This window comes from Nocardia arthritidis, assembly GCF_011801145.1.
Taxonomy (GTDB): Bacteria; Actinomycetota; Actinomycetes; order Mycobacteriales; family Mycobacteriaceae; genus Nocardia; species Nocardia arthritidis_A.
Genome location: NZ_CP046172.1, coordinates 462,977 through 488,094, shown reverse-complemented (window position 1 = coordinate 488,094; position 25,118 = coordinate 462,977). Strand labels below are relative to the sequence as shown.

At 67.8% G+C, this 25,118-nt stretch carries 20 protein-coding genes and 1 riboswitch; of the genes, 9 read left to right on the top strand and 11 right to left on the bottom strand.

Translation table 11 applies throughout. The features are described from left to right. Positions 1-133: 133 nt before the first annotated feature. The 3 genes from F5544_RS02235 to F5544_RS02225 are packed head-to-tail and all read left to right on the top strand — an operon-like array spanning position 134 to position 5,420. On the top strand, positions 134-2,578 hold the full coding sequence (locus F5544_RS02235) for a serine/threonine-protein kinase (protein ID WP_238847050.1): 2,445 nt from the start codon (positions 134-136) through the stop codon (positions 2,576-2,578). Beyond that, positions 2,575-4,713, top strand: coding sequence for a serine/threonine-protein kinase (locus F5544_RS02230; RefSeq protein WP_167471617.1), 2,139 nt, complete (start codon positions 2,575-2,577; stop codon positions 4,711-4,713). Before F5544_RS02235 ends, F5544_RS02230 begins: the two co-directional genes overlap by 4 nt. Further along, positions 4,710-5,420 (top strand): cyclase family protein, encoded by a 711-nt coding sequence (locus F5544_RS02225; RefSeq protein WP_167471616.1) that lies wholly within the window; start codon positions 4,710-4,712, stop codon positions 5,418-5,420. Before F5544_RS02230 ends, F5544_RS02225 begins: the two co-directional genes overlap by 4 nt. An 11-nt stretch (positions 5,421-5,431) precedes the next feature. Here F5544_RS02225 and F5544_RS02220 read toward each other — a convergent pair whose 3' ends face one another. The 5 genes from F5544_RS02220 to F5544_RS02200 form a co-directional block, all read right to left on the bottom strand. Continuing rightward, on the bottom strand, positions 5,432-6,328 hold the full coding sequence (locus F5544_RS02220; protein WP_167471615.1) for an EamA family transporter: 897 nt from the start codon (positions 6,326-6,328) through the stop codon (positions 5,432-5,434). Positions 6,329-6,378: 50 nt separating this feature from the next. After that, positions 6,379-6,936 carry a hypoxanthine phosphoribosyltransferase gene (hpt, locus tag F5544_RS02215; protein WP_167471614.1) on the bottom strand — a complete coding sequence of 186 codons (558 nt, stop codon included), beginning with the start codon at positions 6,934-6,936 and terminating at the stop codon, positions 6,379-6,381. 70 nt (positions 6,937-7,006) lie between these two features. Further along, complete coding sequence (gene tilS / locus F5544_RS02210) at positions 7,007-7,990, bottom strand: tRNA lysidine(34) synthetase TilS (RefSeq protein ID WP_167471613.1); 984 nt, start codon at positions 7,988-7,990, stop codon at positions 7,007-7,009. Positions 7,991-8,092: 102 nt separating this feature from the next. Next, positions 8,093-9,148, bottom strand: a complete 1,056-nt coding sequence (locus F5544_RS02205) for a zinc-dependent metalloprotease (RefSeq protein ID WP_428847159.1) — start codon at positions 9,146-9,148, stop codon at positions 8,093-8,095. 97 nt (positions 9,149-9,245) lie between these two features. After that, positions 9,246-10,682 carry a D-alanyl-D-alanine carboxypeptidase/D-alanyl-D-alanine-endopeptidase gene (locus F5544_RS02200; protein ID WP_167478928.1) on the bottom strand — a complete coding sequence of 479 codons (1,437 nt, stop codon included), beginning with the start codon at positions 10,680-10,682 and terminating at the stop codon, positions 9,246-9,248. Between the two features lie 157 nt (positions 10,683-10,839). Between F5544_RS02200 and F5544_RS02195 the strand changes: the two genes are divergently transcribed. Beyond that, positions 10,840-11,331 carry an inorganic diphosphatase gene (locus tag F5544_RS02195; protein WP_167471611.1) on the top strand — a complete coding sequence of 164 codons (492 nt, stop codon included), beginning with the start codon at positions 10,840-10,842 and terminating at the stop codon, positions 11,329-11,331. A gap of 110 nt (positions 11,332-11,441) precedes the next feature. Here F5544_RS02195 and F5544_RS02190 read toward each other — a convergent pair whose 3' ends face one another. Next, positions 11,442-14,501 carry an AfsR/SARP family transcriptional regulator gene (locus tag F5544_RS02190; RefSeq protein WP_167471610.1) on the bottom strand — a complete coding sequence of 1,020 codons (3,060 nt, stop codon included), beginning with the start codon at positions 14,499-14,501 and terminating at the stop codon, positions 11,442-11,444. 409 nt (positions 14,502-14,910) lie between these two features. On the opposite strand from F5544_RS02190, the gene F5544_RS02185 reads away from it, so the two are divergent. Then, positions 14,911-16,404: an alpha/beta fold hydrolase gene (locus tag F5544_RS02185; protein WP_167471609.1), complete on the top strand. Its 1,494-nt coding sequence runs from the start codon at positions 14,911-14,913 to the stop codon at positions 16,402-16,404. A gap of 90 nt (positions 16,405-16,494) precedes the next feature. On the opposite strand, the gene F5544_RS02180 is transcribed toward F5544_RS02185, so the two are convergent. From F5544_RS02180 to F5544_RS02170, 3 genes are all read right to left on the bottom strand, one after another. Next, the gene (locus F5544_RS02180) at positions 16,495-18,180 is read right to left on the bottom strand and encodes an MDR family MFS transporter (protein ID WP_238847049.1); all 1,686 of its coding nucleotides are present in this window, start codon (positions 18,178-18,180) and stop codon (positions 16,495-16,497) included. Beyond that, positions 18,177-18,689 carry a MarR family winged helix-turn-helix transcriptional regulator gene (locus tag F5544_RS02175; RefSeq protein WP_238847048.1) on the bottom strand — a complete coding sequence of 171 codons (513 nt, stop codon included), beginning with the start codon at positions 18,687-18,689 and terminating at the stop codon, positions 18,177-18,179. Before F5544_RS02175 ends, F5544_RS02180 begins: the two co-directional genes overlap by 4 nt. A gap of 89 nt (positions 18,690-18,778) precedes the next feature. Next, complete coding sequence (locus tag F5544_RS02170) at positions 18,779-19,600, bottom strand: crotonase/enoyl-CoA hydratase family protein (RefSeq protein ID WP_167471608.1); 822 nt, start codon at positions 19,598-19,600, stop codon at positions 18,779-18,781. A 244-nt stretch (positions 19,601-19,844) separates the two neighbouring features. Between F5544_RS02170 and F5544_RS02165 the strand changes: the two genes are divergently transcribed. Together F5544_RS02165 and F5544_RS02160 are read left to right on the top strand one after the other, a co-directional pair. Continuing rightward, positions 19,845-20,321, top strand: a complete 477-nt coding sequence (locus F5544_RS02165; RefSeq protein ID WP_167471607.1) for a YbaK/EbsC family protein — start codon at positions 19,845-19,847, stop codon at positions 20,319-20,321. Between the two features lie 150 nt (positions 20,322-20,471). Further along, a complete protein-coding gene (locus tag F5544_RS02160) occupies positions 20,472-20,939 on the top strand; it encodes a flavin reductase family protein (RefSeq protein ID WP_167478925.1) in 468 nt (155 codons plus the stop codon). Between the two features lie 10 nt (positions 20,940-20,949). Here F5544_RS02160 and F5544_RS02155 read toward each other — a convergent pair whose 3' ends face one another. Beyond that, positions 20,950-22,269 carry an aminotransferase class V-fold PLP-dependent enzyme gene (locus F5544_RS02155; protein WP_167471606.1) on the bottom strand — a complete coding sequence of 440 codons (1,320 nt, stop codon included), beginning with the start codon at positions 22,267-22,269 and terminating at the stop codon, positions 20,950-20,952. 45 nt (positions 22,270-22,314) lie between these two features. Next, positions 22,315-22,428: riboswitch (SAM riboswitch) on the bottom strand. 86 nt (positions 22,429-22,514) lie between these two features. Here F5544_RS02155 and F5544_RS02150 point away from each other — a divergent pair. After that, positions 22,515-23,180: a LysE family translocator gene (locus F5544_RS02150; RefSeq protein WP_167471605.1), complete on the top strand. Its 666-nt coding sequence runs from the start codon at positions 22,515-22,517 to the stop codon at positions 23,178-23,180. A 3-nt stretch (positions 23,181-23,183) separates the two neighbouring features. Here the strand turns inward: F5544_RS02150 and F5544_RS02145 are convergent, their stop codons facing one another. Next, the gene (locus F5544_RS02145; protein WP_174867248.1) at positions 23,184-24,599 is read right to left on the bottom strand and encodes a DHA2 family efflux MFS transporter permease subunit; all 1,416 of its coding nucleotides are present in this window, start codon (positions 24,597-24,599) and stop codon (positions 23,184-23,186) included. An 81-nt stretch (positions 24,600-24,680) separates the two neighbouring features. Between F5544_RS02145 and F5544_RS02140 the strand changes: the two genes are divergently transcribed. After that, positions 24,681-25,118: a MarR family winged helix-turn-helix transcriptional regulator gene (locus F5544_RS02140; protein WP_167471604.1), complete on the top strand. Its 438-nt coding sequence runs from the start codon at positions 24,681-24,683 to the stop codon at positions 25,116-25,118.

Sequence of the window (25,118 nt, the reverse complement as noted above, 5' to 3'; positions counted from 1 at the left end):
GTTATCATTCCGAATACTGTTGGGGGACGATGACGCTGGGTGTGGCGGAATTATGAGTGCAAACCCCGAGAAAAGGCCCGAAGCCGGTAAGGGTTCCGGTGCCGCGGGTCGCGCGGTCGGTACGGAATTCGGCGTGGTTGAAGCATTCTCGGCCGCATGGGAATCCGCCATCGTGGAAAGCGGCGGGCCCGGGCGCGACGCCGAATCGTTACAGCCGCCGCCGATCGCCGCATATCTACCGGACGCGCAAACCCTGCGCCGGACCGCGCTACTGGAGCTGATCCGCGTCGACCTGCGACATCGCTGGATACCGCGTGGTGCGAACACCGCACCGCGCAAGCGTTTGGCCGAATATTGTGCCGAGTTCCCGGAACTCGAACCGCACACTATTCCGGCCGGTCTGGTGTATGAGGAGTTCGTCATCCGGCGGCACAGCGGCGAGCGGGTCGATCCACGGGAATGTCTGCGCGAATATCCGCAGCAGGCGGCGGAACTGCGGCTACTGCTCAATGCCGACGAGGTGGATCAGAGCACCCGGCGCGCGGTCGCCGATGATTCCACGCGGTTCGGATTCCCACTGAACCACACCACCGGGTCTTTTCGTAATACAGAAGTGACTCGCACGGCCGCCGATCTCATCGGAACGGAAACCGCGATTCCGACCACGATCGGAACCGGACCGGGCCGGGCCGAGGGGCTCGACCAAATCGAAACCGGGCAGCGAATAGACGACTTCGATCTACTCACCGGATTGGGCAGCGGCGCGTTCGCGCGGGTGTTCCTGGCCAGGCAGCGTTCGCTGCAGCGGTTGGTCGCGGTGAAGATCTCGGCCGACCACGGCACCGAACCGCAAACGCTGGCCCAGCTCGACCACGACTACATCGTGCGGGTCTTCGATCAGCGGCTGCTCGCCCCGGGCAGCCTGTCCTCGGCGCAACGGCTGCGGTTGCTCTACATGCAGTTCCTGCCCGGCGGGACACTGCTCGGCGTGCTGCGCTGGGTGGCCGCGACCCCGCCCGCCGAACGCAACGGACAACTGCTGCTCGACGCGGTGGACGCGGCCATGGAGGAGAAGGGCGAGATCCGGCCGACCGATTCCAGCGTGCGCGCCGAGATCGCCCGGCTCAGCTGGCCGGAAACCGTGGCCTGGCTCGGCCGCAGGCTGGCCGAGGCGCTGGATTACGCCGCCGCGCACGGCGTGCTGCACCGCGACGTGAAACCGGCCAATGTGCTGCTCACCGCGGAGGCGGTGCCCAAACTCGCCGATTTCAACATCAGCTTCAGCCGCAATGTGGCGGGTACCAGTCCGGTCGCCTATTTCGGCGGCTCGCTTTCGTACATGTCGCCGGAACAGCTGGAGGCCTGCCATCCCGGCCGTGACCGCAGCGCCGCCGATCTGGACACCCGTGCCGACATCTACTCGCTCGGCGTGCTGCTTTGGGAATTGCTCACCGGCGCAAAGCCTTTCGACGACAGTACGGCCGGGGCGAGCGGACGCGGCGACGAGACGACGCTGGAGGCCATGCTGGAGCGGCGCAGCGCGGGTGTCGAACCCGCCGCACTGGAACGGATTCCGCCCGACTGCCCGGCCGCGCTGCGCCGCGTGCTGCTCACCTGCCTGGCGCCCGAGCGCGCGCACCGCTGGGCCAACGGTGGCGTACTGGCCAAACAGCTGGATCTGTGCCTGGACGCGCGGGCCAGGGAACTGGTCGATCCCGCACCGGACAGCTGGCGATTCCGGTTGCGCGCCTGGAGCATTCCGGTGGTCTTCCTGGCCATCGGGGTGCCGAATATGCTTGCCGCGCTCTACAACATCCAGCACAACCAGAACCTGATCATCAGCAGGCTCAGCGCCGAGGCGCAACACACCTTCACCATCATCACCGGCTTGGTGAACGGCATTTTCTTCCCGGTCGGGATCGCCGTGGTCGCGATCATGTCCAGACGGTTGATCACCGTGCCGCGCGGGCTGCGCCACGGTCGCCGCTACGATCCCGACACCCTGCGCGTCACCAGGGCCGACGCGCTACTCTTCGCCGATCGCGCGGTGGCCGTTGCCTTTTCGCTGTGGGTGCTGGCCGGCATCACCTTCCCGATCACCCTGCAGCTGGCCACCGGCGACGTACCCGCCAACGCGGTGGTGCACTTCCTCGCCTCGATCGTGGTGTGCGGCGCCATCGCGGTCGCGTACCCGTTCTTCCTCGGCGCCTTCTACGTCGTGCGCTGCATCTACCCGATCTTCCTGCGGCACGGCGAGATCAGCGCGGAGGACGCGGTGTGGTTGCGCGGCCTCGACCGGCGCTGCAACGGCTATCTCGCGGTGGCCGCCTCGGTTCCGCTGCTCGCGGTGGCCGGGGTGACCTTCTTGCCGCCCGGCGATATCCCGATGGTGATCGTCGCGGTGCGGGTGCTGTGCGCGGGCGGAATCGCCGCGTTCGTCGGGTCGTACCTGCTGTTCCGCGCGCTGGAGAAGGATCTGGAGGCGCTGGAACGCGTTGTCGCGCCGGATGATTCGACCGAGCACGGGGCGGTGCGAACGCGCCGGTTCCGGGCCGCGGTAGTGGATCAAGCGCCGTGACCGGGTCGGCTGCGGGCACCGTCGCGCGGTTCGCCGCCGATTGGGAGCGGTGCCTGCGCGATATCGGCCGGGAACCGCCACAGGTGTCCGACTACGTGCCGGACGGCACCCGCGTGCGGCTGGCCGTGCTGGCCGAATTGGTGCGCATCGATCTGCGCAGGCGCTGGGAGTTGGATGGCGTCGGCAAGCGAATCGCCGAATATCGCACGGAATTTCCCGAAGTGGAGCGCTGCCCCCAGCTGGTCGATCTGGTGTGTGAGGAGTACCTCGCCCGCCGCAGGCACGACGGGCTGGAGCTCACCGAATTTCTGGCCGAATACCCCGAGCTGGCGGGTGCGGTGCGCGAACGGGTCGCGGAATCGGCCGCGGAAACGGTTGTCGCACTGGACGAGGTGGGTCCCGGCCAGCGGATCGACGAATTCGATCTGCGCACCGAACTCGGCGGCGGCGAACTCGGGCGGGTATTCCTGGCCCGGCAGCGTTCCATGCAACGGCTTGTCGCCGTTCGGCTTTCGAACGGCGGCGGGGCGCCGCACACCATGGCTCAGCTGGATCATCCACATATCGTGCGGGTCTTCGATCAGCGGGTGGTCGGCGCCGAGGTCCGGCTGGTGTACATGCAATACCTGCCGGGCGGTACCGCGGCCGAGGTGCTGGCCCGACGCCGCGCGGGCAGCACGGACGAGGGCGGCGCGCTACTGCTGCGCGCCGTCGACTCGGCCATGGAGGCCAAAGGCGATATCCGGCCGGCGGATTCGCCGGTGCGCGCCGAGATCGCCGGGCTCAGCTGGCCGGAAACGGTGGCCTGGATCGGCAGGCGATTGGCCGATGCGCTCGATTACGCGTACCGCAACGGCGTTGTGCACCTGGCGATCAAGCCGTCCAATGTGCTGTTCACCGCGGAGGGCATCCCGAAGCTCGCCGACTTCACCCTGCACGATTCCGGTTATCGCGCAGCGGATTCAGCGACAAAGCACGACTGTCTGCCATATCGGTCACCCGAGCAGCTCGCCGTCGATCTCGGGCCCGCGGTCGCCCCGCCGGACACCCGCAGCGATATCTACTCACTCGGCGCGCTGCTGTGGGAAATGCTCACCGGCACAGTGCCGTTCGCCGCGGATACCGATGACCCGGCCACCGCGTTGGAGCACCGCCGCGGCGGCATCGATCCGGCGGCGCTGGCCCGCATTCCGGCCGACTGCCCCGCGGCATTGCGCCGGGTGCTGCTCACCTGTCTCGAACCGGATCCGCAGCGCCGCTGGCCCGACGGCGCGACGCTGGCGCAGCAGCTCGAGCTGTGCCTGGACCCGCGCGCCCGCGATCTGGTCGACCCGCCGGAACGCAGCCCGTGGTCGCGGCTGCGACGCTGGCGCATTCCGCTTGTCGCGCTGGCCATCCTGGTGCCGAACGCACTCGCCTCGGTGTACAACGTCCAGCACAACGACAAGCTCATCCACCACACGCAGACGCTGGCGGCACAGCACCAATTCCACATCTACACCGCGGTGGTGAACGGTCTGCTCTTCCCGATCGGCGCGGCACTGCTCATCTACCTGGGCCGGTATCTGCTCGCGGTGACACACGGCCTGCGTCACGGGAAACGCTACGACCCCGAGGTGCTGCGCCGGACCCGCACCGACGCGATACATCTCGGCGATCGGACGGTGCTGGTGATCTTCTCGCTGTGGTTGCTGTCGGGCCTGGCCTTCCCGATCGTGCTGCACGGCACCGCCGAGACGGTGACCGCCGCCGACTACCTGCATTTCGTCGCGCTGCACGTGGTGAGCGGCGCCATCGCCGTGACGTATCCGTTCTTCCTGGTGAACTGCTACATGATCAGATGCATCTATCCGATGTTCCTGAGCCACGGCGAGATTCGCGCGGAGGATGTCCGCCGATTGCAGGGGCTGCGCCGCCGCAGCGCGGTGTATCTGATTGTGGCGGCGTCGATTCCGCTGCTCGCCGTGCTCGGGGCGACCCTGCTTTCCACCGGGGATCTCGCGCGGATCATCGTCGCCGTCCGGGTACTGTGCATCGCCAGCATCGCCGCGTTCATCGCGGTCTATATCCTGTTCCGCGTGCTGAAGCAGGATATAGACGCTTTGGAGCGGGTACTCGCGCCGGCGGCGCGATGAATGCCCGACCGTTCCGGCCGGTGAGCCTGTCGCACGTGCACGATCCGGCGACGACGCCGCTATTTCCGGGCGACCCCGAATTCCGCGCCGAAACCGTCGCGACCATCGCGGCGGACGGCTACTACCTGCGCTATATCCGGCAGGGCGAGCACACCGGAACCCATTGGGGCGCACCGATTCACTTCGACCCGGCCGGGCTCGCCGCCGACGAACTGGACCCGGACGATCTGCTGCTGCCCGCGGTGAAGCTGGATCTGCGCGAATCCTGCTCCCGCGACCGGGATTACGCGATCTCGATCGGCGACCTGACGGCATGGGAACGGGCGAACGGCCGAATTCCGGACGGGGCCGCCGTGATCGCCTGGACCGGCTGGGACGGCAAGTGGGGCACCCCCGATTTCATCGGTACCGGATCCGACGCGGGCCGCCAGCCCGGATTCGCGCTCGAAACCCTCGAATGGCTTTTGGATACCGGCCGTTTGGGACGCCGAGGCGCGCTCGGGATCGACACCTTCGGACCCGACCTCGGCGCCGATGCGGACTATGCCGTTTCGAAGCTGCTGTACCGGGAGCATCGAATCAGCCTGGAATGTCTGGGCAATCTCGCCGCACTGCCGGTGACGGGCGCCTGGGTACTGGTCGGCGGGCCGCTGTATCGCGCCGGATCCGGATCGCCCGCAACGATTTTCGGGCTCATCCCGAACTGACACGGTGTGGCTCACACCGGTGCGGGCGGCTCCGTCTCCCGATTCCGCTGCTCGGCGCTCACCGCGACGGCGAGCACCACCAGCAGAATTCCGATGACCTCCACCGTCTTCGGGCGCTGCGCCAGCATCACCGCGCCGACCACCGCCGCCGTCGCGGGCAGCAGCGCGAGCAGCACGGCGAACCGGGCCCGTCCGACGATCCGCAGCACCACCTGGTCCAGCCCGTACGGCACCGCGCTGGAGAGCACCCCGACCCCGAGACCGAGCAGCCAGATCCGTGGGTCCGCGAAAACCGTTGCGTCGCTGCGAGTCTGCACGTACACGACGACGGGCCCGAGCGCGATCGCAGCGGCCGCCATTCCGACCGCCAGCGAATCCAGCCCGTCCCCCGCATCGGCCACCCGCTTGCCGACCAGGATGTACCCGGCCCACAACACCGCGGACAGCAGCGCGAACCCGAGCCCCGGCAGCGATACGTCCAGTTGCACCCCGCCCAGCAGCAGCACACCGGCCAGCACCATGGTGACCGCGAAAAAGTCTCTGCCCCTGCGAGATCCGAGCGTGGCGACGGCCACCGGCCCGAGGAATTCCACGGCGACCGCGGTGCCCAGCGGGATCCGCGCGATGGCCTCGTAGAACACGATATTCATCACCACGGTGACGACGCCGAAACCGGTGGCGATCGCGAATCCGCGCCGGGTCCACCGGGCCCGCCACGGCCGCCGCCACAGCACCAGCGCCAGGCCCGCGGCCAGCCCGCGCAGCCAGGCCACCGTCGCAGGTTCCGTTGTCCGGAAGAGAAAGACGCCGACGGCGGCGCCGACATACTGCGAAATCGCGCCGACCACGAACAGCATCGGCACCGACCAGGCGGGCAGCCGGGTGCGCGTCGCGGCCGCGCTCGTCATAGCCCGGCCGGGAAACCAAGGGGCAAAGGCGAATTCACCCCCGAAAACTATCAGTTACCGCCGTAGACCCTGGGGTTCAGGGTGCCGATGTACGGCAGGTCGCGGTAGCGCTCCGCGTAGTCGAGCCCGTAACCGACGACGAATTCGTTCGGGATGTCGAATCCGACGTGCGCGACCTCGACGTGGGTGCGCAGCGCATCGGGTTTGCGCAGCAGCGTGACCACCTCGAGCGAGGCCGGATTGCGGGTGGACAGGTTGCGCTTGAGCCAGGACAGGGTCAGGCCCGAATCGATGATGTCCTCCACGATCAGCACATTGCGGCCCGCGATGTCCTTGTCCAGGTCCTTCATGATGCGCACCACGCCCGACGACGAGGTGGACGAGCCGTAGGAGGACACGGCCATGAATTCCATCTGGGTCGGAATCGGTAGCGCCTTGGCCAGATCCGTCATGAAGAAGATGGCGCCCTTGAGCACGCCGACCAGCAGCAGATCGCCCTCGGGTGCGTCGGCCGGATAGCGCTTGGCGATGAGTTCGGCCAGCTCCTTGGTCTTGGCGGCGATTTCTTCCTCGGTGATCAGCACCGACGCGATGTCGTCCCCGTACACGTCAGCTGGTGTCCTTCCCATGGTTTCGCCGAGCCAGGACTCGGCCGGTTGCACAAACGCGGTATCCGATCTACCGGCGCTCGCGGCGCAGTGTCAGCCTGCCATGTTCGCGCGCGACGACCAACCTGCTCGCCGGTGTGCCGCCGCCGACGGCGACGCCGCCCTGGCCGCGCCAGTTCGTCAGCAATTCGTCCACCGCGCGTAAATGCCTGTCTGTCAGGGCTTTCGCGCCACCGTCCAGCAGCCAGGCGCGGATCGCGCGGCGGCGCAGCGCGGGCGGCGCAGTGGCGAGCGTCTCGATCGATAGGCCCGCACCATCATCCGCGGTGTGCAACAGCTCACTCGCCAGCGCGTCGAGCACCGCGCCGTCCTCGCGCAGCTGTGCGCCGGTGCGGGCCAGCGCCGCCGCGACGCCGCCGCCGAGTACCTGCTCCAACAGCGGCAGCACCTCCGCGCGCAACCGGACCCTGGTGAAATCGGGCGACGCGTTATGCGGATCCTCGTGTGGAATCAGGCCGATATCCGCGCACAGCCGCCGAGTGGTGGCCCGCCGGACGTCGAGCAGCGGGCGACCCCACGGTTCGGCATACGCCGCCATACCTTGGATCGAGCGTCCACCGGAACCGCGCGCCAGGCCGAGTAGAACGGTTTCGGCCTGGTCATCGAGGGTGTGGCCGAGCAGAACCGGCAGCCCGTCGCGGGCGGCGTCCAGCGCGTCATATCTGGCTTCGCGGGCCGCGGCCTCCAGCCCGCCTTCCCGGCCGACCTGGACCGGAAGCACCCGCGCCGATCGGCAGCCGAGCCCGAGCGCCGCCGCCGCGGCTTCGGCGGCGACCGCATCGGAGCCCACCTGCAATTGATGATCGACGATCAGGGCATCGACCTCGCCCGCCTCGACCACCGCGGCAGCGGTCAACGCGAGCGAATCCGCACCACCGGAGAGCGCAACGGCAACAGGTCCGGATGCGTACCGGGACAACCAGTTTCGCACCGCATGCCGGACCTCCAACACCGCCTCGGTCTCGGGAAGACGGCGAGCCGGAGCAGAACCCATATCCGGAGCCTACTGGGCACGTCGCCGCACCCCGTCCGCATAGTGCACACCCCGTACATCGTGTGCTCGGCTCGAAGACGGGGTGCGGCAGCACGGACAACCTCAGCCGAGCACCCGGCGAACCCAGTCGTCCGGCGCACCGATTTCCGCTGGCAGCGGCAGGGTTTCGGGACTGTTCCACACCGTGTTGAACCGGTCCATCCCCACCCGCTCGACGACCGCGTCCACGAACGCCTTACCCCGCACGTACTGTGCGACCTTCGCGTCGACACCCAACAGCGCGCGCAGAATCCGCTGCACCGGATTGGTCGGGCGCTTGCGACGCTGATCGAAGGCGGACCGGATCTGTTCGACGGTCGGAATGACCGCGGGCCCAACGGCATCCATCACATGGTCGGCATGGCCCTCCAGCAGGGTGCCGAGCACGAGCAACCGATCGAGCGCCTCGCGCTGCGCGGGCGGCTGGGTGGCCCGCAACAATCCGACGACGCCGCGCGAATTCGGGTCGTCGGGGCCGTCGCCGCGGCGGCGTTCGCGCAATTCCTCGACCAGGCGGCCGAGCATATCCGCGAGCGGTTCGTCACCGACCTCGCCGAGCAGATCGACATTGCCGCGCATATATTCGCCGAGCCACGGCGCGGAGGAGAACTGCACCCGGTGCGTCACCTCGTGCAGGCAGACCCAGAACCGGAAGTCGGTGGGCGAGACGCCGAGCGCGCGCTCGACCGCCATGATGTTCGGCGCGACCAGCAGCAGGGTGCCGTCCGGCCCGGTGAACGGGTCGTATTGGCCGAGGATCGCGGTGGACAGGAATGCGAGCATCGCACCCGCCTGCACGCCGGCGGGTTTACCCGCGAGCAGGCCGCGCTCGGTCTCGCCCGGTTCGTTGCCGGTGAGGTGGGACATCGAGTCGGCGGCGGCCTCGATCCAGCCGCGCCGGTCGACGACGCGGGCCGCGGGCACCGGCTCGTCGTCGAGCATTCCGCTCACCTCGCGGACCGGGCTCTCGGCCCGCTCGGACGCCTCCGCCAATTCCGCGACGATCTGCTCGACCGAATAGCGCGAGGTCCGCGGGCCCGACGGCACCAGAGCCGCGCCGGTGCGGGCCGCCAACCGCCAGTCGACGACGCCGGACAGGCCGCGCCGCCGCTTGCTCACCGCGACGACATCGCCCCCGGATACGACCGCCGGGCTCGCGTCGGGAGTTTCGGCAGCACCTGATCGGTCAGCATCCTGGTTCATGATCATCCACCCGTCACGAGCATCCACAGTTCCGCAGCGCGCCGACCACGGCGTCGAGCGCGGGCTTGGCCACCGTGTCGGGTCGATCGTTCGACATGAGCGCGAAGGTCAGCACCCGCCCGTCCGCGTCGAGCACGTATCCGACCAACGCGCTGGCAATCGAGAGAGTTCCGGTCTTGGCCCGCACCCAGCCCGCACCCTGCCGGTTCTGGTCGACGTAGCGACCGGCCAGCGTCCCGGTGCCGCCCGCGACCGGCAGATCGTCGAGCATCGGGGCGAAGGTGGCCGTCAAGCCCGCCGGGTCGGCGGGCGTTGTCGCGCCGGTCGGCGACACCGCCATGGTGTCGGGTCTGGCAGCGACGGCCAGGATGCGGTCCAGCAGCCGCGCCGGAATCCGGTCTTCCGTCGACAGTCCGCTGTTGTCTTTCATACCCAACCCGGTCAGATCGAATCCGGCCTTGCCGAGCAGGGCGCTGAGCGCGGCCGTCGCGCCGTCGAAGGAGGCCTGGTTGCCGTTGGCCACCGCGATCTCGCGGCCGATGGCCTCGGCGAGCACGTCGTCGGAGTCGACCATCATGTCGTGCAAGCGATCTCGCAGCGTCGCCGACTGCACCGCCGCGATCTGCGTCGCACCCGGTGGTGCGCTGCCGATGCGCACCTTGCCCGGATCGAGGCCGAGATCGGCGGCCAGCCTGCGGCCGACGTCCAGTGCCGGGGTGTTGGTGCGCGGCGAGTAGTCCATCAGCGGGTTGATCCGGCCGCCGTCGAGCATCACCGGTTCCATCGGCGCCCAGGAACCCTCGGCGATATCGACCGTATCCCAGCCGGGCGCCATGGTCGGGCCCTGATACGCGGAGATGTCGACGACGATGGTGTCGACACCGCGGCCCGCGGCACGGATCTGCGCGACGAGATCGGACAGCTTCGCGGGGTTCGTGTAATAGCCCTTGCCGTCGGGCTGCGCGGTGAGCGTCGGATCGCCACCGCCGACGAGCACCAGTTCGTTCGGCGCGACGCCCGTGACGACGCGGGTGCTCAACCGGTGGTCGGCGGGCAGGCCGAGCAGCGCGGCGGCGGAGGTCAGCACCTTGGCCGTCGACGCCGGAACCATCGGCCGGGCCGGATCCTGGCTCCACAGCACCGTCCCGGTCGTCGCGTCGGTGATCTCACCCGCGAACGATCCGAGATCCGGATTCCCGAGCGCTGGCCCGAGCGCGGCGAGTATCCCCGCTTGGGTCGGCGCGGTCGGGGCGGGCTGCGCGGGCACGATCTGCGGCAGCGGGCGGGTGCCCGTCGGCGGCGGCGCGACCCGCAGCCCGCCGTGCCGGAATTCGGGCGTCCAGGGTTTGGTGGTTACCAACACCACCGCGGCCGCCGCTACCAGCAGCGTCACCGCGGTACCGAGCACTATCCAGGTTCTGCGGCGCCGCCGGGCGGCCAGACCACCGATTTTCTTGCCTCCGTCAACCACGTGCCCGCTGTCTCCTCAACACCCTGGCCTGCGCACCCATGTGCGCCCCGACCACACTATCCTCGTTGCGCAAACGTTCCCCCGAACAACCAGGCGAGTCGGCAGACCGCGCGGTAGACGCGATTGAGGAGATGACGTGGAATTCGACGTCACCATCGAGATCCCCAAGGGCTCTCGCAACAAGTACGAGGTCGATCACGAGACCGGCCGGGTCCGGCTGGACCGCTTCCTGTACACGTCGATGGTTTACCCGGCCGACTACGGCTACATCGAGAACACCCTCGGCGAGGACGGCGATCCGCTGGACGCGCTAGTGCTGCTGCCCGAGCCGCTGTTCCCCGGTGTCGTGGTCGAGGTCCGTCCGGTGGCCATGTACAAGATGACCGATGAGAAGGGCGGCGACGACAAGGTCCTGTGCGTCCCCGCGGGCGACCCGCGCTGGGACCACATCCAGGATCTGAAGGATGTGCCGGAATTCGAGCTGGCCGCGATCAAGCACTTCTTCGAGCGGTACAAGGATCTGGAACCCGGCAAGTACGTGAAGGGTTCGGAGTGGGTCGGCCGCGCCGAGGCCGAGGCCGAGGTGCAGGCGTCGATCAAGCGGCTGCAGGACCAGGGCGGCCACTGATACCGAAAAATGAAGCGGGAAGTCCGGATCCGGACTTCCCGCTTCGGTTGGTGGGCCTGCATCGCGCAGCGATTCGATGAGGGGTGGTGGCCGGGTGGCGGGTGGGCTGCTCAGGCGGGCGAGGTGACCTCCGCCCGCTCGGCACTGCGCCGCTGACGCTCGGCGATCACTTGGTCGAGGTGTTCGCGCAGCAGTTCCACCACCGGGCCCTCGATCTCGGCATCCAACCGCTCGTGCGCCATCTCCCCGTCCGTCATGGATGCGAAAGCCTCTGCGGCCGTTCGCAATACACAGTATGCCTGTTCGGAGCGGCCGAGCGCCTGCAGGATGAGGCCGTGCATCACCAGCACCCGCGCCCGGTGCATCGGACCGATGGCCCTGGTGAGGGTGCGCACCGCCGCGTCGGCGCCCTGCTCGGCGTGTACCAGCTGTCCGGCCATCATCTGCACATGTGCGTACCGGGCGAGCGCGAAACCCTCCCGGAGCACCAGCCCGCTGGCTCGTACCAGCCGCACTGCCTCCTCGCACAGCTGTAGCGCGGTCACCAGATCGCCTTGGAAGGCCCGGTTGGCCCCGATCTCATGGGTGGCCGTCGCCTCCAGACCGCGGTTACCCAGCTGCCGGGCCAGCGTTCGCGCGTACGCGGCGCGCTCCTCGGCCTCGCCGAACCGGCCCGCATCCGACAGCGTCTTGGACAGGAAAAGCGTTGCCTCGCATTCGATGTAGCCGTCGCCGACGCGCCGCGCCAACCGGATCGCCCGTTCGGCGTGGCCGAGTGAGGCCATCGGATCGAGACCGTTGCGGGTCGCGGTGACGAGCTGGGTCGCCGCGAACGCGGTAAGCCTTGCCGCGGTGACGGATTCGCCGTCCAGCGAGAGCGCGATGCGATGATGGTCGCGGCCGAGCCGGACCGCGCCGAGCGAATCGGTGCACAGCACGCCGAGCGCCACCCGGATCCGGCACTCCACCTCGCGGTCGCCGACCCGCAGCGCTGCGTCGAGCAGCTTGTTCAGCGATCGGGACAGCTCTTGGCAATTCGGCCCACCGTCCATCAATTCCGCGGTGGCCCAAGCGATATCGGCCGCGACGGCGAGGGCGGGGCCCTGCACGTCGGCGGCCTGCGCGTACAGCGTCACCAGATTCGGCCGTTCCGCGTTCAGCCAGGTCTGCGCGGCGACGGCATCGCCGAACGCCCGGCCATCGGCCGCGGTGGAGCGCAGGTGTTCCGGCAGCCGGGTGCCCGGATTGCACACCACCAGAACCTTTCTCATGGTGGCCAGATAGAAGTCGAGCAGCCGCAGCAGCGGCGCGAACGCCGGATGTTTGATGCTCGGATCGGGCTGTAGATCCCTGGCGAACAGGCGCAGCAGATCGTGATAGGTGTAGCGGCCCGGCGCGCTGGTCTCCAGCAGGTTCAGGTCGACGAGTGATTCGCACAGCTCCTCGGCCAGCTCACGGTCGGTACCGAGGATGGCAGCGGCGCCGTCCAGCGAGAGCTCCGCGACATCGGGCACCGCCAGCACCCGAAATGCCCTGGCCTGCACCGCATCCAGCTGGTCGTAGCTGAGCCGGAAGGCCGCCTCGACGGCCAGGTCACCGGTGCGCAGCGCGGCGATCCGCTGCTGCTCGTCCACCAGTCGCTCGGCCAGGCAGGCGATGCTCCAGCGCGGTCTGGCCGCCAGCCGGGCGCCGACGATGCGCACCGCGAGCGGCAGGCCGCCACAGGCCGCGAGCACGCTGTCGACCGCCTCCGGTTCCGCCGAAACCCGGTGTTCCCCAACGATTCCGGAGAGCAGGCTGCGGGCCTCGCGGGCACTGAGCACGTCCAGCCGGACGCCGAGCATCGCGGGTAGTTCACCCATCGCCGAACGGCTGGTGATCAGCACCGCCGAACCAGGCGTGCCCGGAATCAGCGGCCGCACCTGGTCCACGTCGCGGGCGTTGTCGAGGACGACGAGCACCCGTTTGTCGTCGAGGCAGCTGCGGAACTGCGCGGCGCGTTCGGGCAGCGACGGCGCGATCTCCCCCTCCGGAACACCGAGCGCCCGCAGGAAGTCGCCGAGCGTATCCGCGGCAGGCGTGCCGAACCGCTCGCCGGGGGTACGGCTGCGGGCCGGCGCGAAACCGTGCAGGTCGACGTGCAGCTGCCCGTCCGGGAAACGCTCGCGGACCTGATGCGCGACATGAACGGCCAAGGCGCTCTTACCCACTCCGCCCATACCGCCGATCGCACACACCGGTACCGCGTTGCCGTCGGTGTTGGCCAGCCACTGGGTGATTCGATGCACCGCATCCGACCGGCCGGTGAAATCCGCTACGTCCGCGGGCAATTGGGCCACTCGGGCCACCACCCTCGGCTGCGGCGCCTGCGCCTGTGCGACGACGACCTCCCGATGCGGTGCGGGCAGATCGCCGCGCAGGATCCGCTGATGCAGTTCGGCCAGCTGCTGCCCCGGCTCGATGCCGAGCCGCTCGATGAGCACCCGGCGGGTGTCGGCGTACACCGCGAGCGCCTCGGCCTGTCTGCCCGCGTGGAACAGCGCGGTCATCAGCAGTCCCCTGGTCTGCTCGCGCATCGGATGTTCCGCGCACAGCGGGGACAGTTCCGCGATGACCTCGGCGTAGCGGCCGAGCCGCAGATCCAGCTCGACGCGCTGTTCGAGCAGGGCGAGGCGGCGTTCGATGAGCTGGGTGCGCTGCCGGTCGGCGTACGGCCCGGGCAATCCGGCCAGCGGGGTGCCCGTCCACAGGCGCAGCGCGGCGTCGAGCCGCTCGCGCACGGTTTCGATCGCGGCGCCGGATTCGTCGACGAGACGTTCGGCCTGAACCTCCAGCAGCAGGTCCTCGACGTGTTCCACGTCCACCGAGCCGGGCGTCAACCGCAGCGCGTAGCCGCCGCCGAAGCCGACGAGCACGGTCGCCGGGCTGCCGGACGGCCGGTCCGGCTCCAGCACCCGCCGCAGATGCAGGATGTGATTGCGCAGCGCGCCGACGGCACTCGGCGTCGGATGCTCGCCCCAGACCCCATCGATCAACTCCGGCACCGTGGCCGAACGTCCGCTGCGTAGCAGCAGTGCTGCCAATAGGGCGCGGCGCTGCTTGGACCCGAGATCGAGCTCCTCATCGCCGCGCCAGGCCCGAACCTCACCGAGTACGGCGAACTTCAGCATGCGGTCCCCTCTCTGACCGTGGAGCGTCGGCTATAGAACCTAGACAATCTGCTCGGACGCTCGTCATCCTTGTGGCCATTTAGTCTCCGATGAGCCAACGATGACCCCCGGCCAATGACAGTGACACTCAAGCAAGCCCTTCATGAGATTTTCGTGACGTCTCGGCCGTACGGATAACAGACCGTACGGGTTCGATGACGGTTCGGAATGGTGCCAGCCCTACCTCGGCGCACCCTGCCACCTGCGGTATCGATGGGGGTGTTCCCCCATTGTTCGGATCGACCGGAATTCCTACGCTCGAAAATGATCGGAAGCCAAAATCTTTCGGCCGGAATCGAAGGAAATCCCCCGTCCGGGATGGCAACTCGACGGCAACCATCCGCAGGACCGACTCGACGGAGTAACGACAGTGCATCGCAAGCAGCTGCTCGCCACGCTGGCCGCCGGTCTGATCGCCGGAACCGCCTTGGCCGCAACGCCTTACGCAACGGCCGAAACCCCATTGGACCGTTTCTACCACCAGCGCCTCGACTGGCGCCCGTGCGACAATCCTCGACTCGACCAGGCGGGCGCGCGGTGCGCCGATGTCACGGTGCCGCTGAATTACGCCGAGCCGCAAGGCCGGACCATTACCGTCGCGATCTCCAGGATCGCGGCCGACCCGGCGCACAGGCGCGGGGTGATGCTCTCGAATCCGGGCGGCCCCGGCGGACCCGGATTGGATTTCACCGTCGACATCGGCGCGGCGCTGACACCCGATGTGCGGGCGAGCTACGACCTCATCGGCATGGATCCCCGCGGCGTCGGGCGTTCCACCCCGGTGAATTGCCATTGGCCGCCCGGGCTCGGCCTGGAGTCCGCCGGGGCAGGGCTGGCAGGCTACGCGGAATCCGTTGCGACACGGGCCGATCTGGCGCTGCGCTGCACGAGCGTCGGCCTCGACCGGTTGCGCCAGAACACCACCCGCAATACCGCTCGGGATATGGATGTCATCCGTGCGGCCATCGGCGCCGACAGGGTCAGCTATTACGGCACGTCATACGGAACCTATCTGGGATCGGTCTTCACCCAGCTGTTTCCGGAGCGGGTCGATCGAATCGTGTTGGACAGCAGCGTCGATCCGGCGCGCTACGGCCCGGTCGAGATGTTGCGCGATATGGGCCCGGCGAACGAGGCCGCCTTGGATCTGTGGGCCGATTGGACCGCCGGGCACAATGACGAATACCGGCTCGGCGACACCCGTCAGCAGGTTCGCCACGCGGTCGAGGAGCTGATCCGCCGAGCGGGTGAACAGCCGGTTCACTTGGGCGCCTACACCATAGACGCACACACTATGCCGATCATCCCGTACATCGCACTGTCCGACCCGCGGAATTACGCACAGCTGGCGTCGAATATCCGGCAGCTCACCGATGCCACCGACGGCAAACCGGTCGAACCGGCGCCCGACCTGAAGGATCTGCTCTCGATGGTGTTCGACCCACAGCCGCAAGACAATTCGGCGATGACGGCGATCATGTGCGGCGATGCCGCCGCGCCGCGCGATCCGTCCTGGTACTGGCGCAATATCGAGCAGTCGCGGGCGACACAGCCGGTGTTCGGGCCGTTCGTGAACAACATCACCGCGTGCGCCTTCTGGGCCCCGCCCGTTGAACCCCTTACGGTGGTTGGCAATTCGATACCCGCTCTGATCGTCCAATCAACCGGAGACACTCACACCACCTACGAGAACGCACTCGGCATGCATCGCGCGCTGACGGCGTCGCGCATGGTCACCCTGCAGGATGTCGCGGTCCACCAGATCTTCGCGAACTTCCCCAACCGATGCGTCTACGACGCGGTGAACACCTACTTCCGCGATGGCGCCCTCCCGACCACCGACCTGACCTGCCGAGCCGACTAGCCCTCATCGAATCGCCGCGCGACGCCAGGCCGACCGAAAACGCCGGTCGAGGAGTAGAACAACTCCTCGACCGGCGAATCAGCTACGGACTCAGGCGATTTCGTCCGGTCCGCCCGCAGCCGGTTTCGCACCCGCCGCCTGGAGGCCGCCGGTGGTCCGCAGCGGCACCTCTTTCCAGAACAGCGTCAAGATCAGCGCGAGCAGCGCGATACCGGTCACCGAGAGGAACACCGTCGACATCGAATCGGCGAAGCCGACCTTGAACGGACGAGCCAGATCCGGGTTCAGCTTCTGGATAACCGAGCTGTCCTGCAGCACCTTGCCCGCCGCCGAGGTGTCGTGGTCCAGCAGGCCTTTCGCCAGCGCGGCGTCGACAGGGTTGCTGCTCTGCGCGCTCTGCACCACCACTTGCTGGAAGTGCGGATCGGCCGACGCGGACCGCATCTGATCCGCGATATTCGGGGTCAGCTGCGCGAACAGGATGGAAAGGAATACCGCGACACCGAGGGTGCCGCCGATCTGCCGGAAGAAGGTGGCCGCCGCGGTCGAAACGCCCATATCCTTCGGCTCGGCCGCGTTCTGCAGCGCGACGGTGAGCGGCTGCATCAGGTTACCGAGGCCGAATCCGGTGAACACCATGAAGATCATGGTCAGCCACAGCGGGCTGTCGGCACTGAGGAAATGCAGCAGGAACAGGCCCAGCGTCAGCATGCTCGCACCGATCAGCGGGAAGATCCGGTAGCGCCCGGTGCGCGAGATCATCTGGCCGGACACGATGGATCCGGTCATCAGGCCGAGCACCATCGGCAACATCTGCAGACCGGCCAAAGTCGGGCTGGCGCCCCGCACCACCTGCAGGTACTGCGGCAGCAGCGAGATACCGCCGAACATGGCCGCACCGACGACGAAGGAGATCACCACGCCGAGTGCGAAAGTGCCGTTCTTGAAGATCCGCAGCGGAATCAGCGCCGTATCGCCCATGAACCGCTCCACCACGACGAAGCCGAGCACACCGATGACGGCGATCACGTAGCACGCGACGGAACGTCCACTGCCCCAGCCCCATTCGCGTCCCTGCTCGGCCACAATGAGCAGCGGCACCAGGCCGATCGCCAGCACGAGCACGCCCCACCAGTCGACCTTGTTGCTGGTCTGCGGCCGACGCGGCAGCTTTAGCACCCGCGAGACAACGGCCAGCGCGACCAGGCCCACCGGCACGTTCACCAGGAACACCCAGCGCCAGCCGCTGACACCGAGGATGGTGTCCTGTCCGGCGAGCACACCGCCGAGCACCGGCCCGATGACGCTGGACGTACCGAATACCGCCAGGAAATACCCCTGGTACCTTGCCCTTTCGCGCGGCGAGACGATATCGCCGATGATCGCGAGCGCCAGCGACATCAGGCCGCCCGCGCCCAGACCCTGGAAGGCGCGGAACGCCGCCAGCTGATACATCGACTGGGCCAGCGTGCAGAGCAGCGAACCGACCACGAAGATGGCGATGGCGGACATGAAGAACGGCTTGCGGCCGAACATATCCGACAATTTGCCGTACAGCGGCGTCGCCAGGGTGGCGGTGATCAGGTAGGCGGTGGTCGCCCAGGCCTGCATCGAATAGCCGTTGAGATCGTCGGCGATGGTGCGGATGGAGGTGGACACGATCGTCTGATCGAGCGCCGCCAGCAGCATGCCGAGCATCAGACCGCTGAGGATTGTCAGGATCTGCCGATGTGTGAAGCCCTCCGTAGGTGCCGCCACTTTATCCGTTACGGTCACGAAACTTTCTCCGTCCCAGTAGTTTCAGCGCCCCACGCGGTCCGCATGGCGGCCAGCAGGTCGGGTTTCTTGCGCTCGTAGTCGTCGACGAATTGCCGCAGCAGCGCGGCGAATTCGGCCCGCTGCCGCGGTGGCCAGTCGGCCATCACCCGGCCCATGTTCTCCGCCCGCCGTTTACGCATGAGTTCGACGGTGGCGTGACCCTCCTCGGTCACCACCAGGACCGTGGCTCGACCGTCCTCCGGATCGGCTTGGCGGACAACGAGTTCGCGTGCCACCAATTGAGCGACCTGCCTGCTCACCGTCGATGCGTCCGAATGCAGCGCCGCCGCGAGGGCGCCCGACCGCATGGGTCCGTGGCATGCCAGATGGAACAGCAGCCCGAACGCGGCCAGATCCACCCCATCCCTGGTGAGGGCGGCCATCTGCGCCGCGGTGCGTTCCCTGATCCGGTGCAGCCGGGACAGTTGTAGCGCGATCGTCTCCAACGACTCGTCTACCGCGTCCACTTCCACTACCTTTGCTTGTACCAATCAATTAGTTGCGTGATACAAGTATGTCTGGACAACAGTCGCCGGGGCAACCGTTTTACCGGGCTTTACCTGCCCTTGAACTGCGGCGGGCGCTTCTCGAACACCGCCTGAATGGCCTCGGTCAGATCCTCCGACGGCAGGAATGCCGCATTCCAGGCCGACACATAGCGCAGTCCCTCGGCCACCTCGGACGCCCGGCGCTGCGCGAGCACATCCTTCACACCCTGCACCACCAGCGGCGGGTTGTCGGCGATCTCGCGCGCCGTCGCATGCGCCGCGTCCAACGCCGCCGCCTGATCCGGGAACACCTCGTTCACCAGGCCGATCCGCTCAGCCCGCGCGGCATCGATATCCTTGCCGGTGAACGCGAGCTCACGCAGCTGTCCCTCGCCGATGATGCCGGGCAGCCGGTGCAGCGAACCGATATCCGCGACGATGGCCACCTTCGCCTCGCGCAGGCTGAACTTCGCGTCGGCGCTCGCGTACCGGATATCGACGGCGGCGATCAGATCGAGGCCGCCGCCGATGCACCAACCGGACACCGCGGCGATCACCGGCTTGCGGCAATCCGCCACCGCGGTCACCGACGCCTGCATGCGGCGCACCTCGTCCAGGAAGGCGGTGCGCGGCGCGGCGAACGCCTTATCGGCCAGCAGCGGACCGAAGGTGCCCGCCATCGCGGGCAGATCCAGGCCATAGGAGAAGTGCCGCCCCGACCCGGTCAGCACGATCGCGCGCACCTCGGGGTCCGCGTCCAGGCCGCGGAAGATCTCCGGCAGCTCGCGCCAGAAGTCCGGGCCCATCGCATTGCCCTTGCCGGGACCGGTCAGCGTCACCTGCGCGACGTGGTCCTTGGTTTCGACGGTGAAAGCCTGCCAGTCAGTCATTCGTACAGCGTAATAGGACCGGTTCGCACGCCGCGACGGCCGGATCGCGCCGCTACCCTTCCGACACCGAATCGCCCGCACCGGCCCGGCGTGACCATCGATACGATTGCGCACGAAGCGGTTTCGGCGCGCACCGGCCATGCGCGGTCCGGTGCCGATCGCCGAAATGCCTGGTACCGCAACGGGTTAACCGGAGTACCCGAATTCTCCGGCGTATCGCCCGCAATCGCTCTAACCTGGTGCCATGCGCAGGTCGTCGTTACCACCGGTCGCATGCCGGGTCTCCGATACCCTCATCGCCCGCGGGCATCACGGTGTCATCGTGAACCAACCGAACCCGACGCACACCGCGGCGGATGCCGCGCGTGCGCTGGGGATCGAGGTCGGGGCCATCACCAAATCACTGGTATTCCTGCTCGACGAGGATCCGGTGCTGCTACTGGTTTCCGGTGCGCACCAGGTGGATCTGGACAACACCGGAAAACGCCTAGAAGGCACGTTGAAACGGGCGCCCGCCGAGATGGTGCAGGAGGTCACCGGGCAGCCGATCGGCGGCGTCGCCCCCGTCGGCCATCCCACCAACCTGCCTACGTGGGTGGATAACGAGCTATCAAGGCATCGCGAGGTGTGGGCCGCGGCCGGACATCCGAATACCGTGTTCCGCACGTCCTTTCACGAACTGGTCCGGATCACCGCGGGCCTGCCGATCGACGTGGACTGAATCACAGGCCAGGCCGTGTTCCGAACCGATCGACCCGGCCGGGCGTAGTTTCGTCATGTGAACGATGCACCGCCGCCCGATACGGGCATCCACATACCGCCGATCCCCGATGATCTGAGCGGTATCACCGCCGAGCAATACCGGGCATCGATGCGGCACTATCCGGCCGGGGTCACCGTTGTCACCCTCACCTCGCCCGGCGGCCCGATCGGCTTCACCGCGACGTCGTTCGCCTCGCTATCGCTGGAGCCACCGCTCGTCTCGTTCAATATCGCGCACACGTCGTCGAGCATCGAAGCGATGCGTTCGGCCGAATCGGTCGTCATCCATTTCCTGGGCGAGCATCAACGGCATCTGGCGCAGCGTTTCGCCAGGACCGCCGAGGAGCGCTTCACCGACAGCTCGCTGTGGACCAGTCTGGAAACCGGTGAGCCGGTGCTGCACGGCACCCCGATCTGGGTGCGCGCCACCGTCGCGCAACTCATCCCGATCGGGGATCACACCTTCGTCGTCGGTCTGGTCACCCGGGTGCACGACAACACCGACGAAAAGCCCGCCGCGGCACCGCTGCTCTATTACAACGGCCGTTACTACCGGCCGACTCCGTTGGGCAACTGAGGAATTCGGCTCAGCCGACCAGGCAGGGCGCGGCGCCGTCCGCGCTGTCGGTATCGAACGGACGGGTCTCCGGCGTGGGATTCCACAGGCCGTTGGTGGTCGCGTAATTCCAGGTGGTGCCGGATTCGACCAGCGCGGCGATCGCGCCGATCAGCCGGTCGACATCGGCGGCGGTGGTGCCGAGCCCGATGCTGGCGCGCAACGCGCCGTCCAGGCCGAGGCGGGCGAGCAGCGGATGGGCGCAGAAGCGACCGTCGCGCACGCCGATACCGTATTCGGCCGAAAGATACGCGGCGACGTGACCGGGCACGAAGCCGTCGACGGTGAACGCGACGATGCCGACGCTCTCGGTGCTGTCGGCCCAGATATTCAGCAACCGCACACCGGGAATGGCGGCGAGCCCGTCGCGCAGCCGGTCGGCGAGTCGATGTTCGTGGGCGGCGAGCGCGTCGGCATCGATGGCACAGAGCGCGTCACAGGCGGCGGCCAGCGCGGCGGCGCCGAGCACATTCGGCGAACCGGCCTCGTGCCGCTGCGGTGCGGGCGCCCATTCGGCCGTCTCCGTGGTCACCTCGCGCACCGCGCCGCCACCGGCCAGATACGGCTGTGCGGCATCGAGCCAATCGCGCCTGCCCACCAGCACCCCGGCCCCGAACGGGGCGTACAGCTTGTGCCCGGAAAAGGCCAGGTAGTCGATTCCACTGTCGCGCAAGCTGATTCGACGGTGCGGCGCGAGCTGGGCGGCATCGACGAGTATCCGCGCGCCGCACTGGTGCGCGATGGCGGCCAACCGCTCCAGCGGCAGCACCTCGCCGGTGACATTGGATGCGCCGGTGACGGCCAGCAATGCCGCGGGCTTGCTGCACAATTCGCCGACGATGCGCCGCACGGTCTCCTCGACGGTGTCGGCGGCCTGAACCACCCGCCTGCCGTGCCGGGTCCACGGCAGGAAATTGGCGTGATGTTCGATATCCAGCACTACCGTGTCGCCCGGTACGCAGGAGGCCAGCAGGTTCAGCGAATCGGTCGTATTGCGGGTGAACACCACCACCTGGTCGTCGGCGGTGTCCAGGAAGCGGGACACCGAGCCACGGGCCGCCTCATAGCATTCGGTCGAGATGCGGGAGGCGTAGCCCGCGCCGCGGTGCACGCTCGCGTAGAACGGCAGCAGCTGCTCGATTCGCGCCGTCACCTGCGCCAATGCCGGGGCGCTCGCGGCGTAGTCGAAGTTGGCGTACGTGGTGGTCCCGCCCTGCACCAGCGGAACGCGGAGCTCGGAGCCGGACACCTGGGCCAGCGGGGCACAGCTCGGATCGATCACAGCGGTCATTGACGTCATCCCATCGGTTCAGGGACTCGCAATCGGGAATCGACGAGTCCGCGCTTGCCGCGCCCGGTCGGGCTGCGGCCCGGTCGTCACCCGGAGCACCCCACCGCGGAGGAGGGTTGCCGGCCAGCAAGCCGGGGCTTTGCGCTGGCACTCATGACCTGATTCAGAGATTGGCAGACGCCTACGGCGGCTGTCAACCCCGTTACTCCGTTGCCAAATCGGACGTTCTGGAGTGACATCGAGGGGTGACCGTTTCGCTGCTGGCCGGATTTATCGGCGTATGCATCCTGCTCTCGATCGTCCCCGGCCCGGATTCCTTTCTGGTGCTGCGCTTTTCGATCGTCAGCGCACGTCCCGGCATTGCCGCCGCGCTCGGCTCCGCACTCGGCGGGATGCTGTGGGCCGTCGTCGTCGCGGCGGGTGTCGCGACGCTGCTCGAGGAATCCGCGACGGCCTACCGGGCGCTGAAGGTGATCGGCGGAATCTACCTGCTGTATCTGGGCATTCGAGCACTGCTGGCCCAGCGGCGGCAACGATCGTATCGGCAAGCCGAATTCGCCTCGGACACTTCGGAATCGGATACGAACGGCACCGCGCGGCCGAGCCGTCCGCCAACGGTGCGCGGCGCCTTCGTCGCCGGGGTGCTCTCGTGCATGCTCAACCCGAAGGTCGGGCTCTTCTACCTCGCGGTGCTGCCGCAGTTCCTGACCGAAGTGACCTTCGGCAACACCCTGGCACTCGGGGCGATCGAATGTTCCGTCGCGGCGACGGAGCAGGTGCTGCTCGCGCTGGCCGCCGCGACCGCGGTCGCGCTGCTGCGCCGCCCTTCCGTGCGCGACCGGCTCGAGCAGATCGCCGCGGGCGTCCTCGCCGTACTCGGCATCGGCACCGCGGCGTCCGCGCTGGCCTGACGATCAGCGTCGACTACCGATCTCCGTGCGCCACAGGATGATAGATGCGATGAGCGCGACCACCAGCGCACCGGTCAGCCACCAGAACGCATGCTGGAATCCGGTCGCCACCGAGGTACCAGCCCGGTAGAGCACCACCGCGAACAGCGCGGAGCCGATCGAACCGCCCACCCGCTGCGTGATATTCACCACCGACGCCGCATCCGGCAACTGATCCCTGCGCACCGCCGCGTACGCCGCGGTGGTCACCGGCATTCCGGTCAGGCCGGTGGCAATTCCGCGAATGAGCAGCAACACCTGCACCAGCACCAGGCTCATGGTGGCGTCCCCGATCGCGAACGGCAGCGTCGCCAGCAGATTCAGCACATTGCCCGCGACCGCGACGACACCGCCGCCGTACCGATCGGTGAGCCTGCCCGCGATCGGCAGCGCGATGATGCCGCCCAGCCCGAAGGTGAACAGCGAAAGACCGGTCGCCACAATGCCTTGCCCATGTAGCAGCTGAAAGTACAACGGCAGCAACAGCATCGAGCCGAACAGCGACGCACCCGCGAACAGATTGGCGACATTCGCCGCGCCGAATACCCTGCTGCCGAACACCGTCAGGTCGAGCAGCGAGCCGACACCGCGCACCGAGCGCAGGATGAACCCGCCCAGCGCGAGCGCGCCGACCACCAGCGGAATCCACACCTGTGAGGCGGAAAGCCCACCGCGGCTGCCGAATTCGCCGAGTCCGTACACGAGCAGCGACAACCCGCCGCCGATCAGCGTGAACCCGATGGCATCGAACGACGCCACTTCATCAGCCTTTTCACTCGCGGGCAGCATGCGCATGGCGAGGACGAAGGCGACGATGCCGAATGGGATATTGATCAAAAACAGCCACTGCCAAGCCAAATGGGCCAACATGACGCCGCCGATGGTCGGCCCGACAGCCGGGGCCGCCACCACCGCGACGCCCACCACGCTCATCACCCGGCCCAGCCGGTGCGGTCCGGCGACCTGCCCGATGATGGCCTGTCCCGCGGGCACCAGCAATCCGGCGGCCAGCCCCTGTGCGATGCGTAATGCGATGAGCCAGCCGATATTCGGCGCGAGCGCGCACAGCCCGGAGGTGACGCTGAAACCGATCAGCGCACCGATCCAGACCCTACTCATCCCGAACCGGCGTCCGAGCCAGCCGACCAGCGGCAGCGAGACCGCGAGCGCGAGCAGGTAGGCGCTGGCAATCCACTGCGAAACATCAAGCGTCGCACCTAGTTTCGCAGCAATGGTACCGAGCCCGACATTCACGAGCGAGGTGTCGAGCATGCCCATCAACGCACCGAAGACGACAACCCCCGCCACCTTCCACACCGATGCCGGAATGGTTTCGGGCGCAAGCACGGCGGCCCCTGCCGCCGTCCTGGTATCCGACATGGATCCTCCACTATTCGTAGGCAACTACAATTGCGGAGGTTATCAACAATCTTGCTGCCCAACAATAGATAGAATCCCCTTATGTCCGCCGACCAGCTGCACCCCCGCGGCCTGCTGCGCTTCCCGACCTACGTCTTCGGCAAGCTGCACCGGGCCGTCCATGCCGAAATCGATGCGTCACTGCGTGAACACTGGGTGCTCGTCTGTCTCGAGGAGTTCACCGATCTCTCCCAGCAACAGGTAGCCACCACATTGCAGATCGATCGCAGCGAGGTCGTTCGCATCATCGACGGCCTGGAGAAGGACGGATTCGTCGTGCGCACCCGCGACCCGGGCGATCGCCGCAAGAACTGCCTGTCCATCACCGCGGCGGGCCGCGCCGAGCGCCGCCGCGTCGACGAGCAGGTCCAACAGGCCACCGACCGGGTGCTCCACCGACTGGACGCGGACGAGCGACGCACCCTGCTACGCCTGGCGCTCAAGGCAATCGGCGAGGACGAGGTGCCACCGCGGGCTTAG